The following is a 15,413-nucleotide window of genomic DNA, read 5'->3' as shown; positions in this document are numbered from 1 at the left end:
GGGTGCTTCTGCAGCTTTAACAAATGTTGAAGAACCGCAGCAGCATGCAGTGAACACCAACAGTGAGACTAAGCAAACGGTTACTAAATCACCGGCAGTAGTAGAGCCAACGCCTGTTGTTTCTGAACCTATCGTGGTAGAAGCGGAAGTAGTGAGTCATTCTACCTTGCCTGCCAGTATCGATAAGCTTATTAAAAGTAAGAAATTTAAAGAGACTTCGGTTTCGGTTACTAAGTTTATTCAGATTTTATCTGTGCTTTATGCTGAAAATCCGAAAGAGTTTGATAGTGCGACTGATATTAAAGGCCGTAAACGTATTTACTTTGCAAAATCTGAAAGTGAATTGTTAAGCGCAGGCAGTACAACTAAGCCGCGCCATATTGAACACACACCATATTGGGTTATTACCAATACCAATACCGGACGTAAACGTAATATAATTACGCAGCTTATGGCTGAAATGGGTTATACCCACGCGTTAATTGATGCTGTAAGTCAATCAATATAATTACATACAGCCTTCTGACAAGGTATCTAAAATGTGCTTAAGCTTTTGGCTGACGTTATTTGAACTACCTTGTCTGTTTCCTTCTCATTTCTCACTGATACTATGATCGACCTCCTTGAATTACAGCGTGCCAGTAGGAAAAAAAGTCGAATTACCCTTATCTTATTATCTATTTTCCTTGTTACTGTCACTGTTATTTCACTCGCGTCGGGTAATTTTAGTATTGGCGTCGATGATATTGTTAATGGTTTATCGCCTTTGCAGCAACAAGTCCTGTTTGAGTTGCGTTTTCCGCGTATTGTTACCGCGATTTTAGTTGGTGCAGCCTTAGCCGTGGCGGGTTGTATTCTGCAAGTATTACTGGCTAATTCACTCGCTGAACCCGGCGTGATAGGGATCTCATCTTTTGCTAGCCTGTTTGCTGTGTTATCTATCGTCTTGCTTGATACGCTATTGCCACAATGGGCAGGACTACAGCAGTATATTCTACTTTTGTCTGCTTTTGTTGGTGCCAGCCTTGTCACAGGGTTGTTATACCAAGTAACCAAGAATAACTTACCAACCACTAAGATCTTGTTATTGGGTGTAGCGATTGGTATTTTCTCTGGTGCAATAATGACTTGGCTATTATATTTCTCGGATGATAGCAGTATGCGCCAAATGCTGTATTGGATGATGGGCAATTTAGCTTATGGTGCGGACTTAATTTATATCGCGGTTATTCCCTTAAGCTTGAGCTTTTTGTGGATCATGCGGCGTATCGATGCGCTTAATTTGCTACAGTTTGGTGAGCAAGGCGCTTTTCAATCCGGTATTGATGTGCCGAAATTACGCATCCAGCTTATTTTATGCGTTGCAGTGCTGACTGGAATATCGGTGTCTATGGCGGGGGTGATTAGCTTTATTGGTCTTGTTATTCCGCACATTTTACGAATATTGGTGACCAGTCAGTTACGTTTTTTGGTACCCGCCTCTGCATTACTCGGTGCGAGTTTCTTATTATTGGCAGACCTTATCGCCCGCAATTCCTTTGCGACAGCTGAATTACCTGTTGGCGCGATCACTGCTAGTCTTGGCGCTCCCTTTTTTATCTACTTGTTATTACGTAAGCAAGTAGCATAACGGCGTATTACTCTGGGTAAATGAAACATATGATGAAGAATTCAGTAATATTAACGCTTGCCGAGGTTAACTATCAGCAACGCCTGCATAATATTAATATTTCGATTACCCAAGGTGGTTGTTTATTTTTATTGGGGCCAAATGGCAGTGGTAAAAGCACGTTATTAGCTATTTTGGCTGGTCATGTACAAGCAAGCCAAGGCGAGTATCTGCTGGCGGATCGTGCGGTCACTGACTACCAGATTGCAGAACTTGCGCTGCAGCGAGCGTGGTTACCACAAGCGTCGCCACCGCCCTTTGCTATCCCGGTATATCAGTTCATTGCTTTAGGTTTACACCCACTGGGGATCAGCTTGGAAAATGAGCAAGCTTGTCAGGTAATTAATCAGTTATTAGCACGTTTGGATATAGCTAAATTCGTCACGCGTAATTGTGACCAATTATCTGGCGGTGAATGGCAACGGGTATTGATTGCGCGGACTTTGGTACAAGTATCGCCATTATTAAACCCACAATCGGTGCTGTGCTTGTTAGATGAGCCTTTAACAGGTTTGGATTTGAAACATCAAATTGAAGTGTTACAAATACTCAAAGAATTTTCACAACAAGGTATTACAGTAATAGCATCAATCCATGATCTTAATCTTGCCCTTAATTATGCGTCGGAAGTATTGCTGTTAAATGCAGGTCGTGTGGTCGGGCAGGGCGATGCGAGTCAAGTTTTAACGGTCGAGACCATTAAACAAGTCTATGATGTTGATACCGAGTTGTTGGCTGTTAATGGTCGCCAGTTTATTGTTTCGTCAGCGCTGCCTGCGTCGGTTTAGTTAGGAGTACGCTGTGGAATTACGTAATACCCCTGTTGATGTGATTGAGTTTTTAGGCCATCAAGTCTATGTTAAACGAGATGATTTATTGGATGTGGCTTTTAGTGGTAATAAAGCCAGAAAATTTTATCATTTCTTACAGCAAGATTTATCACAAGTAGACATCCTCGTCGGTCATGGTTCAGCCCAAGCTAATTCACTGTATTCCTTGTCTGCACTGGCAAAAATAAAGCAATGTCAGTTGTATTATTACGTTGACCACCTGCCGCAATATTTAATTGATAATCCGCAAGGTAATTACCGCGCCGCGCTAGAGCTAGGTGCTAACATTATGGTTACTGAACCGAGTGAGATCACGGTTATTGAGTACATCCAGCAATACGTCTTACCTGCTTTAACAACGCAAGGTCAAGTAGCTGTGTTTATTCCTGAAGGTGGTCGTTGTCAATATGCAGAAACGGGGCTGAAAATACTCGCTGATGAAATTATGGCCTGGGCTGAATCGAACTCGTACGCGGACATTCGAGTTGTGTTACCTGCCGGGACGGGAACAACGGCGTTATTTTTACAGAAGCATTTACCCTTTGAAGTACAAACGTGTGCTTGTGTGGGTGGTGACGGTTATTTAAAGCAGCAGTTCTCGGAGTTGTGTGCTGATGAATCTTTACATCCGACTATTATGACGGCTGATAAAAAGTATCACTTCGGTAAACTCTACCTGGCGTTTTATCATATCTGGGCGCAGCTAAAGCAAACCACTAATATCGAATTTGATTTACTCTACGATCCGTTGGCATGGTTATGCTTACAGCGTGAATTTAGTATCGCTAACGAGAATTCGGCAGTGGGACTTGAAAGTAGCGATAATCGCCCCATTCTTTATATACACCAAGGTGGATTACAGGGGAACGAAACCATGCTCCCGCGTTATTTGCGCAAGTTGGCGTTTGTTAAATAAAACCACGGCTATTTAACGTTACTATTTACCAATTATTATTGGTATTTATTATTGTGCAGCGTACAATCCGCAGCTGCTTTATTATAAACATTATTTGAAACTGCAAACGGCGGTTTCTTGAGAGAAGATTATGACATTTAAAATCCATGACAAGCAAACTGCTGAAGCAGTTGAAAAATCACCTGAAGCTCGCTTTAACTATTTCATTTTTCGTGCGGTTAAGTCTGAAGAAGTATGGACATTAGCAGATGCTAACGGTTTTGTTGTTAGCGAAGTGGAAGGCGAAAGAAGTATTCCTGTTTGGCCACATGCTGAATTTGCAAGTGAGTGGATCCAAGGCGATTGGTCTGAATGTCAGCCTCTGAGAATTGAAATGGCTGCTTGGCGTAATAACTGGTTACCAGGCCTTGCTGCCGATGGTGTGGTAATTTCGGTATTCCCGAAAGCGGGTCAAGACGTTGTTGTTGTTGATAGTGAAGAACTAATTGCTTCATTTAAAGATGAATACGACGCTCAGAAATAGCGCTAACAAATGATAAAAATCAGCAAGCGCTTAACTATTTAGTTACCATAAAGGACAAAATTTAGATGAAATTATTCGTCAAAGATCTTACTGTTATTGATTCTTCAGTATTAGATTATTCACGTGGCATTATTGGCCAAAGTTGGTTAGTGGATATTGTTCTGCATGGTGACTTAAATGAACAAAGCATGATCCTTGATTTTGGTATTGTGAAAAAGCTGATTAAGTCGACAGTTGATGAATTAGTTGATCATAAACTGATTGTACCTGCACATGCTAAATTTTGTGATGTGATGAGCGACGGTGCATTTACTTACCTTGATGCATGGCGTGAGCACAGTGAATCAATTCATCTAGCTTGTCCTGATCAAGCATTTGCATTGATCCCAACAGAGCAAATCACCCTTGCTAGTTTAGAAGCATATTTGACTGAGCAGCTAATGCTGCGCCTGCCAAACAATGTTAAAAAGCTAGATGTGAAATTACGTGAAGAAAAAATTGACGGAGCAGAATACTGCTACAGTCATGGCCTGCGTAAACATGTTGGTAACTGCCAACGTATTGCCCATGGTCATCGCTCAACGATTGAGGTTTTGCGTAATGATGAACGTGATACGACGTTAGAATTAAGTTGGGCTGAGCGTTGGAAAGACATCTATCTTGCGGAGCAGTGTGACATGGTCTCGGCATCTGAACTATCATTATCACGTGCAGGTATGGCAGCATTAACGCCGAATCATTATTGCTTCAAATATCAAGCGCCACAAGGTGAATTCCAGCTTGCGATTAGTAAGTCAATAGTTGAAATTATGCCGACAGAAACAACAGTAGAAAATATAGCCCAGTATATCGCTGATACATTAGCAAAAGACTGCAATGAGTCAGTGACAGTATTTGCCTACGAAGGTGTTGGTAAAGGCGCAATTGCTTCGGCGTAATAGCCCTTCGCTGCGACTTTATTTACCCTTAAATTAAAATAATAAGCCCGTTAACCACTACACTCATATTGTAGATGTTAACGGGCTTTTTTGTTGTGGTTATCACTGAAATGGGCATAGATAATGAGCGATTGTGGATAACAGGTGTATTTGTATTTGTTTTCACTTATTATTGAGTCACTTAATTTTGTAATGGAGCTAAACAAATGGCAGAAGAAACGATTTTTCGCAAGATTATTGATAAACAGATCCCAGCTGATATTCTATACCAAGATGAGTTAGTGACTGCATTTCGTGATATTAATCCCAAAGTATCAACACATGTATTAATTATCCCTAATAAGCTGATCCCGACGACCAATGACGTATGCGAAGAAGACGAGTTAGCGTTAGGACGCCTATTTACTGTGGCACGAAAAATTGCAGAGCAGGAAGGGATTGCTGAAAATGGCTACCGCCTAATTGTTAACTGTAATAAGCACGGTGGGCAAGAGGTGTATCACTTACATATGCACCTTGTTGGTGGCGAACAGCTTGGTGCTATGGTTACAACAAAATAGTACTTGTTTGTTGCAGCTCGCGACACAGTATAAAGATGACCGCTTATTCTATAGCATGATCTTATCGGTCATCTCATTCACTATCAGTAATCTGGGGGGAGTGTAAATGAAATGGATCCTCACACTAATATATTTACTTAGTGCATTGCTCGTTACCGCTTGTACATCACCTGTACACCATTACCAGCAAGTGATGACTCTGCCACCTGAGGTTATCGAAGAGCACCCGTTAACCACACAAATGCGCGCACTAAACTGGCAGTTGTTACAACAACCTTTCTTTGTGCAAGGATCTTTTGAGCACGGTCAACGCCTTTATATTACCTACCCTGACAGTGCTGTGTCGCTCCCGATTACCGCTCAAGAACTACAACGGGCAAGCGCAGAAACACTCATGCAACTGCGCTGGTTTGATATCCAGATCTTAACGGCACAGCAAAGTCAGAGTAGAACAATGACAGAGGGCCGCTATTCATTGGTTATTCGTATTATTAAACTTAAGAATGCGAGTAATGAGCATGCCCTAACGATTGAATTGATTGATAATCGTTTTCATACGGTGGAAGCACAAGTAAGTCGTATGATCGTATTATGAGCCTGACACCTGAAAGCCATACCAGCGCTGATAGCACGCCTGAGTTTGTGGTGCAATTTAGTCCACAATCATTTTCTTTACAGCCCGTGTTAGGTGGCTTAAGCAATCATAATTATCGGCTTCAGTTTCAACAACATGGTTTGAACAACAGTTATTTTGTGAGACTGTTTTCTGCGACTTACAGTGATATGAGTAAGCATGCTGATCATGAATACGCGGCGCAAATTCAAGCCGCCAGCATAGGTTTAGCACCTAATATTATTGTTCAGCATAGCCAAGGCATGATTTGTGATTGGATCATAGGTAAACATTGGGATCAAGTTGATCAAGTTCGAGATGAAAACATTGCAAAAATAGCGCAATTAGTCGCGACCCTTCATCAGCAACCTAAACCAAGCCATCACCTTGATATGAGTGAGCGCTTACAGCATTATTATCAGACATTAAATTCAGAATTCAAAACCACTGCACTAGAGCAACAGTTAGCACTAACGATTAACTTAATTGAACAGCATTTACCTGCTAATCGTATGGGATTTTGTCATCATGATATGAATCCGTTGAATTTTATTGAAAATGAGCAGACTAAGTTATACCTGTTAGATTGGGAGTTTGCAGCAGCAGGACATTGTGATTTTGATATTGCGACCTTGTTCCAGACTTTTGCATGGCAAGGATCACAGCGGACGCTGTTTTTAAGTTATTACAATCATTATCACCCCGCAGCGAAAGTCACGTTTGAACAATTAGATGTAATGGCTGTCGTGGTGGAAATGATGACCTTGTTGTGGTGTATTGTCATGTATCAGCAAGATAAAGATGGCATATATTTAACGCTATGGCAGCAGTCGGAACGTGCCGTAGCAGATAAAATTAACCTATTGAATAAGGAATTGACGTGGGACCAATAGTAGTAGATGTCGATGGTTATGAATTAACAGCGGAAGATAAAGAGATCTTAGCGCACCCATTAACCGGTGGTTTGATCTTGTTTAGTCGTAACTATGGTGATCATGGCCAGTTACAGGCGTTAATCAAATCAATACGTCAAGCGGCAAAACAGTCCATCGTAATTGCGGTTGATCATGAAGGTGGCCGTGTTCAACGTTTTAGAGAGCAGTTTACGCGGATCCCGGCAATGGGCAAAATAGCCGAGCTCTATGCCGATGATCGTGATACCGCAAAACAATTCACCCAACAATGTGGTTGGATGTTAGCTGCTGAGCTTCTCGCGTTTGATATTGATTTAAGCTTTGCACCTGTGCTTGACTTAGAACGTGGTAGTCAAGTTATCGGTGACCGTTCATTCCATGCTGATCCGAGTTGGGTAACAGACCTATCAACTCAGCTGTGTATTGGTATGCATAACGCGGGCATGAAAACCACTGGCAAGCACTTTCCCGGACATGGCAGTGTATTAGCTGATTCACATATTGCACTTCCCATTGATGAACGTAGCTTAGCAGACATTACTGCAACTGATTTATTGCCCTTTAAAGCCCTTATTGCAGATGCGCAACTTGATGCCATTATGCCGGCACATGTGATTTATCAGCAAGTGGATAGTAAAGCGGCTGGTTTTTCTCAATACTGGTTACAAACAGAATTAAGACAAAAATTAGGCTTTAAAGGCGCGATATTTTCAGATGATTTATCGATGCACGGCGCAAGTGTGGCAGGAAATTATTTGGAGCGTGCCGAGCAGGCTATGTGGGCTGGTTGTAATTTATTGCTGGCGTGTAATGATCGTGTTGGTGTTGAAACTTTACTTGATGGCTTAGATATTAATCTAACAACGGATGATTTTAATCTTAAACATAGCAGTAATTTTTCACTCGATGAGCTTAAAATGAGCAGTCTATGGCAAGATACAGCGAAATCGGTAGCCAAATTTAATCATCAATTTAGTTAATTTAAGTGAGTTATTGTGCCAGTATTTGATAGCAGCCTCGTGATTAACGTGGTTGTTTTATCAGCAGATTTAGCAACAATTGCAGATGATTTGATCATGCGCAATTTTTAGTCGGTGACAATCACTATGAGCAATGGGATACTGGTTAATTACGTTTTGCTATAATGAAAGTAGATAGATAATGAGTCTTGTCGGGTTTTCGGTTAAAGGAAGTTGATGTTTTTGGATGGATAAATAATTAATCCATAGGATCAAAATTAATAAAACGGTCATAATCTTATCCGATGATAGGGAAAGCAGACCAGATGACGTTAAAAAATAAGTAAGAATAACGTAATAATTTTATATTAGGGAATATCATGAAAAGAGCGGTTATAACAGGTATCGGTATTGTATCAAGTATCGGTAACAATAAAGCAGAAGTATGTGAGTCACTGAAAGCTGGCACCAGTGGTATCGAATTTGAACCACAATTCGCTGAACAAAACTTACGTAGTCATGTCTGCGGTACTGTTAATCTTGATCCTAAAGAAATCATTGATCGTAAAGCAATGCGTTTCATGGGTGATGCAGCTGCTTTCAGTTATATTGCGATGCAAGAAGCGATTGATGATTCAGGTTTAACAGAAGAGCAAGTATCTAACGTACGTACTGGCCTTATTGCAGGTTCAGGTGGTGCATCATCAAAGAACGTTGTAGATTCTGTTGATATCGCTCGTAATAAAAGTGTGAAGCGTGTGGGTCCTTATATGGTGACTCGTACTATGTCGAGCACCATTTCTGCTTGTCTTGCTACACCGTTCAAAATTAAAGGCCCAAGCTATTCGATTACCTCTGCATGTGCGACAAGTGCGCATTGTATTGGCCATGCAGTAGAGCAAATCCAATTGGGTAAACAAGACGTAGTATTCGCTGGTGGCGGTGAAGAGATCGATTGGACATTGGCATTGGAATTTGATGCTATGGGCGCGCTGTCAACGAAGTATAACGATACTCCACAACAAGCATCACGTACTTATGACGCCAACCGCGATGGTTTCGTTATCTCTGGTGGTGGTGGTATGGTTGTGGTTGAAGAACTTGAGCATGCACTTGCTCGTGGTGCGACTATCTATGCTGAGATCACCGGTTACGGTGCAACATCAGATGGTTATGACATGGTTGCGCCATCAGGTGAAGGTGCGGTACGTTGTATGAAGCAAGCACTAGAAACGGTAACTGGTGAGATTGATTATCTAAATACCCATGGTACATCTACACCCGTTGGTGACACTAAAGAACTTGAAGCGATTCAAGCCGTATTTGGCCATAAATCACCTAAAATCAGTGCGACTAAAGCTTTGACTGGTCACGCGCTAGGTGCGGCTGGTGTACATGAAGCAATTTATTCATTAATCATGATGGAAAATAACTTCATTGCAGCAAGTGCAAATATTCAAGACCTTGATGAAAAAGCAGTAGGTCTAGATATTGTTGCTGGTCAAGCAATTGATGCTGAGTTAACTAACGTCATGTCGAACAGCTTTGGTTTCGGCGGCACGAATGCGACATTAGTATTTAGTAAATTCACTAAATAGTTTGTCTATTCATTAAGGGAGACGTAATACGTTTTCTAGTGTTAATAGAACAATATAAGCCCATTTGTCAGATTATTGATAAATGGGCTTTTTTTTTATCTTAACAACGCGCAAAATAACATGAGCCGTCTTATTAAGAGAATAGTTAAATGAAGATCGTAGTAGATGAAAATATGCCTTATGCAACTGAACTGTTTTCTCAGTTTGGTGATGTGATCCCTTTATCTGGGCGTACGATTAGCGCAGACGATTTGCATGATGTCGATGCCTTGATGGTACGTTCTGTTACACAAGTTAACAGCACGTTATTAGCGAAAGCGAATAAATTAGCGTTTGTCGGTACCGCAACGATTGGTATTGATCATTTAGAACAACCGCTATTGCAACAGCGTGGAATCCAATATACCAATGCACCAGGCTGTAATGCGGTTTCAGTCGGGGATTACGTGTGCAGCGCATTATTAGTCTTAGCGGAGCAACAAGGTTTTACGTTAGCAGATAAATCGATTGCGGTGATTGGTGTTGGTAATACGGGCGCGCAAACGGTTAGTCGATTAACAGCGCTAGGTGCTCAAGTTATACTTTGTGATCCGCCGAAAGCTGAGGCCGAAGGATTGACAGGCTTTGTGAGTTTAGAAGAAGCGCTGAAAGCCGATATTATCTGCCTACACGTGCCGTTAGTGAAAACAGGTCGTAATAAAACCAAGCATCTATTAACCGCCGAACTACTTGTTGGTATTGCGCAAGATGCAATTCTTGTGAATTGTGGCCGCGGTGATGTGATTGATAATCAGGCGCTGCTTAAATTAAAACAAGCAGGGCATGCAATGACTCTGGTATTGGATGTGTGGGAAAACGAACCAACACCACTGCTTGATCTTATTCCTTATGTGGCAATTGCAACTCCGCATATTGCCGGTTATAGCTTAGAGGGTAAAGCGCGCGGTACTGAAATGATCTATCAGGCCTACGCCCAATTTCTAGGTCAGCAAGTTGATCGCAGTATCAGTGATATCTTACCGGTACCTGCTGTAAGTCGCATTGATGTTAACCAAAGCGCCGATCAAACATTCGCTAAAAGTTTGGTCCATTTAGTGTACGATGTGCGAAGAGATGACGCTATTTTTAGAAAAAACATAATGAAAGCGGGTAGTTTTGATGAAATGCGTAAAAATTACCTAGAAAGAAGAGAATTTTCCTCATTGAGGCTAGTAAATGAGTCACATTATGCGGTAGAGTCGTTGTATCAACTTGGTTTTGCCAAATAATTTTTTAGGAGTCGTTGATGAGTCAACTATATGATGTTGCAGTACTAGGAGCAACAGGTGCCGTAGGGCAAATGATGTTGGAAATTTTACAGGAACGTAAATTTCCAATTGGTAACATTTATCCATTAGCAAGCAGCCGTAGTGCTGGTGGTAAAATTACCTTTAATAATAAACAAGTTGAAGTATTAGATGTTGATAATTTCGATTGGACAAAAGTTCAAATCGGTTTATTCTCTGCTGGTGGTTCGGTATCAGAAAAATGGGCGCCAATCGCGGCTGATGCTGGTGTCGTTGTTATTGATAATACGTCACAATTCCGTTATGACGATGATATTCCATTAGTTGTACCAGAAGTTAACCCAGAAGCAATTGCACAATATACAAATCGTGGCATCATTGCCAACCCAAATTGCTCAACAATTCAAATGCTTGTTGCGTTAAAACCGATCCATGATGCTGTGGGAATTAAACGTATCAACGTTGCAACCTATCAAGCAGTATCGGGTTCAGGTAAAAGCGCAATTGATGAATTAGCAGGTCAAACTGCAAATTTATTAAATGCCCGTGAAGTTGAAACTAAAGTTTATCCAAAGCAAATTGCATTTAACGTGATCCCACAAATTGATGTGTTCACTGATAATGGCTACACCAAAGAAGAAATGAAGATGGTGTGGGAAACGCAGAAGATCTTTGCAGACGAAAGCGTGATGGTTAACCCTACGGCTGTTCGCGTACCGGTATTTTATGGTCACTCTGAAGCGATCCATTTAGAAACGCGTACGCCAATCAGTGCTGAAGAAGTGCGTTCACTTATGCGTCATGCGCCTGGTGTTAAACTGATTGAGAATGAAGAAGACTATCCAACACCTGTTTCTGATTCAGCGGGTCATGATGAAGTGTTTGTTGGTCGTATTCGTGAAGATATTTCACACGCAAGCGGTATTAATATGTGGGTTGTAGGCGATAATATCCGTAAGGGTGCTGCAACCAACAGTGTGCAAATTGCAGAACTATTAATTAGCGACTACCTGTAAAAATATAGCCCTTGAGATAATAAGTTATCATAGGGTTATAAAATTAGAGTGATTGCATATTTAGCACCCAATATAGGGTGCTATTTTTTTATTTGAAGCTTATTTTCTGATTCATATCATAGTTTCAGTAGCCAATTTTATTTTATTGAAATTAACCATTAAAATAGTGGAGTAGAAGATACCAGCGAATTCAATGTATATTGGTTTTTTGGATATGTTATATTGAATTCAAATATATTGATGTTGTTTCAAAGTAAGTAAGGGTTAACAATGATATCGGCGTTATCGAAGTTAAAATGGGTTGTTTTATTTCTGCTGCTGCCTATGGCTAGTATTGCAGCTAATTCAAATGGATTTGTGCTGCAATTAAAAGGTCCTGAAGTTCATACTCCTTCTGCTCCTAGCAATTATGGCCCAATAGTTAAAGCCGATACATTATGGTCTGTTGCAACCGCGACAAGACCTGATAACAGCTTGAGTTTGTACAAAACCATGGCGGCAATTTTAGCACTTAACCCGCACGCATTTTTAGACGGCGACATCAACAAGATGATTGATGGCAGCATGCTTAAGATCCCAAGTGCAGCCGAAATAAAGGCCACAGACGGTTCTGCCCTAAAGCGTTTGCTCACTAAGAAATCAGATATTAACACCAAGTCAATTGTCGCTAGCCCTAAGGCCGTGGCGAAAAAGAAAGCAAACATCGATAAGCTTGCTTTACTGCAAGGTGAGTTAACAGAAAGTCATGAACACTTGTTATTATCAAGTGAAACCAATCGCCGCCTTAAATTACAGCTAGAAAGTATCCGCATGGAACTGGCTGAACTTAAAGAACAAATGGCGATTGATAATCAGTTAAAAGCAGATTTAAGAGCGTTGGTTGAGCAACAAAAAGCGCAGATTATCGAGCAACAAGCACTCATTGAAGAGGCGAAAGAACAAGCTATTCTGGAAGCTGAATCGCATAATAACTGGTGGTTAATCGGTGGTGTATCCGGGGCTTTTTCACTGTTATCGCTTATTTGGTTAGGTTTATGGTTAAAAAATAGAAACGACCAGAAGAATAACATTGAAGATAATGTGATGTTCGATACTGATAATAGCGTAGATGAACTTAGCGATTACCTCAGCACTGAAAGTTTTGCGCCGACAACAAATAATCATGTAGCGGCATCTGAAGAGGCTCAAGCTCCGATAGCAAAGTCTAACGCAGCCCCTCATTTAGACGAACCAAACTTTAACTTAGCAATGGAGCCGGAAGTTGCTGCGATAGTGACTAAATCTGCGGCACCGATTATGCCTGAAGTGGTTGAGCAAGCGCCTGTTATGCCAGATTTAAATTTGGATGACAATGACTTTAGTGATATTGACTTAACGCTTGATGATGAAAGTACCAGCTTTGAAAATGATAGTGTTACACCTGATTTAAGCTGGCGCGAAGAGCTTGATGAACCTAGCTTGATACCGGAACAACCTGCACATAAAATGAATACGTTGGATGAAGATTTAGCTGAAGTTGACTCCATGTTAGAGCAATTTAAGTTAGGTAATCCGCCAGTAGGAGCTACGCCAACTTCTGACGCTGCAGCCCCTGACTTTGATTTTAATTCACTTAACGATGTTGATGTTACAGCGCCGAACGCTTCTGACATAGCGGCAAAAGCATCGCCAGTCGTTAATGATGAATTTGTGAATATGGACGATATTGACAGCATTCTTGCTGAAGCGGAACTAGAAGCCATCGAGCAAGCTGGAGCTGATGATGTCCCACATAGTGAACCTCAAGTCGCTGCGCAGAATGAGCCTGTTGATATGGATGATATCGACAACCTTTTAGCTGAGGCGGGACTGGATGCGATTGCGCAAGCGGAAGCTGAGAATGTTCCCCCTACTCAAGATAACCAGCAAGTCGTTGATATGGACGATGTCGATAGCCTATTGGCTGAAGCTGGTGTCAACACCAACCCTCCGACTCCAACCGTTCCGACTGCGCCATCGGGTAATGACAGTAATCTTAATGTTGATGTTGATGATATCGATAGTATTTTAGCTAGTGCTGGATTTGATCTGCCAGCGCAAGACGTCCCTACAGATAACGATGAACTACCTCAAGCGCATGGGCAGACGGTTGATGAAATGCTGGCTGAACTTGATGGGACTGGCAATGTTTCTCCTGAAGCCGCAAAGCAATCAAACAGTGATGTCTCGCAGTTAGATGATATTGAAGCCATGATGGCTGAATATAGCCCCAATGCATTTAGCGCGGAGCCAAGTGAACAGCCCCCTATTGATGTTGCAGCCGCACAGGCTGAAGAGTTTATTGATATCGATAAATTGTTAAATGAAGCCTCTCAGCAACCTGCCGCTATCGAAAATGAACCTTATGATCAAGTAACACTTGATGTGGGCCTTGATGAATATGCTAATAGTCTACTGGATAACAATCGAGAGAATATTGACGACGAGAGTAACCGTTTTGGTGCACAATTAGACCTTGCCCGTGCGTATCTTGAAATTGAAGATAATGACGGTGCTAAATCTATTTTAGAGCCGTTAACTGGGGTCGGTGATGCAGTTCAGCAAGCGGAAGTGAATAAGCTTCTGAGTCGTTTATGATCCATTACTCACTATCTAGAGTGTAAATTCTGGTGAGACTATCGAGTGTTAGCTACTTTAAAGTTGTAAGCTGACGCGGTATAATTGAGTGATATAATTATTGTGTAATAATTAGTAAAGCGGTGGCGAGAGTCACCGCTTTTTGTGTTTAAAAATTAATGAAAGTATAAAGTTGGAAGAAAAATGCGAATTGCACTCGGTATAGAATATGACGGCAGTAAATATTACGGCTGGCAGCGACAGAAAGACGTGATCAGTGTACAAGAAAAGTTGGAACTCGCATTATCTCGTGTAGCCAATCATCCAGTGATCGTTCACTGTGCTGGACGTACTGATTCTGGCGTACACGGAACTGGACAAGTTGTGCATTTTGATACTGATTCTATCCGTAAAGATGTTGCTTGGACATTGGGTGTTAATGCTAATTTACCCGATGATATAGCGGTGCGTTGGGCGCAAGAAGTTGATGACGAGTTTCATGCTCGTTTTAGCGCTACCGCGAGACGTTATCGTTATATTATTTATAATAGTAGTTTACGCCCCGCGATTTTAGGTTCAGGCGTAAGTTATTATTATGGTGATATAAATGCTGAATTAATGCATGAAGCGGCACAGCAGTTAGTCGGCGAACACGATTTTACCTCTTTTCGTGCGAAGCATTGTCAAGCCAAAAGCCCTATTAAAACCATGCATCATATTAAAGTGATACGCCGCAATGCCTATATTATTATCGACGTGAAAGCGAATGCATTCTTACATCACATGGTAAGAAACCTAGCGGGTTCATTAATGGAAGTCGGTAAAGGTAATAAACCGGTTTCATGGATAGCAGAATTACTCGCAGGTAAAGATCGCTCTGTTGCCGCCGCAACAAGTAAAGCTGAAGGCTTATACATGGTGGAAGTTGATTATCCAAGTCAGTTTAATCTTCCGCGCCCATCGGTGGGACCATTATTTTTACCTGAGCAGTTTTAA

Annotated in this window: 15 protein-coding genes; all 15 read left to right on the top strand. The window is 41.4% G+C overall.

From position 1 onward, the window contains the following. Window positions 1–508, top strand: a 508-nt coding sequence (locus QNK26_RS17865; RefSeq protein WP_319225403.1) for a replication initiation regulator SeqA, incomplete at its 5' end; no start/stop codon positions are given. A 69-nt stretch (window positions 509–577) separates the two neighbouring features. Next, window positions 578–1,630, top strand: a complete 1,053-nt coding sequence (gene btuC / locus QNK26_RS17860; RefSeq protein WP_319225402.1) for a vitamin B12 ABC transporter permease BtuC — start codon at window positions 578–580, stop codon at window positions 1,628–1,630. A 29-nt stretch (window positions 1,631–1,659) separates the two neighbouring features. Further along, window positions 1,660–2,457 (top strand): ABC transporter ATP-binding protein, encoded by a 798-nt coding sequence (locus QNK26_RS17855; protein ID WP_319225401.1) that lies wholly within the window; start codon window positions 1,660–1,662, stop codon window positions 2,455–2,457. Window positions 2,458–2,470: 13 nt separating this feature from the next. After that, window positions 2,471–3,415, top strand: coding sequence for a 1-aminocyclopropane-1-carboxylate deaminase/D-cysteine desulfhydrase (locus tag QNK26_RS17850; RefSeq protein WP_319225399.1), 945 nt, complete (start codon window positions 2,471–2,473; stop codon window positions 3,413–3,415). Window positions 3,416–3,545: 130 nt separating this feature from the next. Continuing rightward, window positions 3,546–3,938 (top strand): DUF2750 domain-containing protein, encoded by a 393-nt coding sequence (locus QNK26_RS17845; protein ID WP_319225398.1) that lies wholly within the window; start codon window positions 3,546–3,548, stop codon window positions 3,936–3,938. 65 nt (window positions 3,939–4,003) lie between these two features. Then, window positions 4,004–4,876, top strand: coding sequence for a 6-carboxytetrahydropterin synthase (locus tag QNK26_RS17840; protein WP_319225396.1), 873 nt, complete (start codon window positions 4,004–4,006; stop codon window positions 4,874–4,876). Between the two features lie 206 nt (window positions 4,877–5,082). Then, window positions 5,083–5,436: an HIT domain-containing protein gene (locus QNK26_RS17835; RefSeq protein WP_319225394.1), complete on the top strand. Its 354-nt coding sequence runs from the start codon at window positions 5,083–5,085 to the stop codon at window positions 5,434–5,436. Window positions 5,437–5,542: 106 nt separating this feature from the next. After that, on the top strand, window positions 5,543–6,031 hold the full coding sequence (locus tag QNK26_RS17830; RefSeq protein ID WP_319225392.1) for a penicillin-binding protein activator LpoB: 489 nt from the start codon (window positions 5,543–5,545) through the stop codon (window positions 6,029–6,031). Next, entirely contained in the window at window positions 6,028–6,942 is a 915-nt protein-coding gene (locus tag QNK26_RS17825; RefSeq protein WP_319225390.1) for a phosphotransferase, read from the top strand. Before QNK26_RS17830 ends, QNK26_RS17825 begins: the two co-directional genes overlap by 4 nt. Then, the gene (gene nagZ, locus QNK26_RS17820) at window positions 6,930–7,943 is read left to right on the top strand and encodes a beta-N-acetylhexosaminidase (protein WP_319225389.1); all 1,014 of its coding nucleotides are present in this window, start codon (window positions 6,930–6,932) and stop codon (window positions 7,941–7,943) included. Before QNK26_RS17825 ends, nagZ begins: the two co-directional genes overlap by 13 nt. Before the next feature lie 359 nt (window positions 7,944–8,302). After that, window positions 8,303–9,520: a beta-ketoacyl-ACP synthase I gene (gene fabB / locus QNK26_RS17815; RefSeq protein ID WP_319225387.1), complete on the top strand. Its 1,218-nt coding sequence runs from the start codon at window positions 8,303–8,305 to the stop codon at window positions 9,518–9,520. Between the two features lie 149 nt (window positions 9,521–9,669). Continuing rightward, a complete protein-coding gene (locus QNK26_RS17810; protein ID WP_319225386.1) occupies window positions 9,670–10,788 on the top strand; it encodes a 4-phosphoerythronate dehydrogenase in 1,119 nt (372 codons plus the stop codon). A gap of 17 nt (window positions 10,789–10,805) precedes the next feature. Continuing rightward, a complete protein-coding gene (locus tag QNK26_RS17805) occupies window positions 10,806–11,822 on the top strand; it encodes an aspartate-semialdehyde dehydrogenase (RefSeq protein WP_319225385.1) in 1,017 nt (338 codons plus the stop codon). Between the two features lie 270 nt (window positions 11,823–12,092). Next, window positions 12,093–14,438 carry a FimV/HubP family polar landmark protein gene (locus QNK26_RS17800; protein ID WP_319225384.1) on the top strand — a complete coding sequence of 782 codons (2,346 nt, stop codon included), beginning with the start codon at window positions 12,093–12,095 and terminating at the stop codon, window positions 14,436–14,438. A gap of 183 nt (window positions 14,439–14,621) precedes the next feature. Beyond that, window positions 14,622–15,413 carry a tRNA pseudouridine(38-40) synthase TruA gene (truA, locus tag QNK26_RS17795; RefSeq protein ID WP_319225383.1) on the top strand — a complete coding sequence of 264 codons (792 nt, stop codon included), beginning with the start codon at window positions 14,622–14,624 and terminating at the stop codon, window positions 15,411–15,413.

This window comes from Moritella sp. (genome assembly GCF_033791185.1).
Lineage (GTDB): Bacteria > Pseudomonadota > Gammaproteobacteria > Enterobacterales > Moritellaceae > Moritella.
Note: the sequence above shows the minus strand (reverse complement) of the source record. Positions and strands in the feature narration are given on the sequence as shown.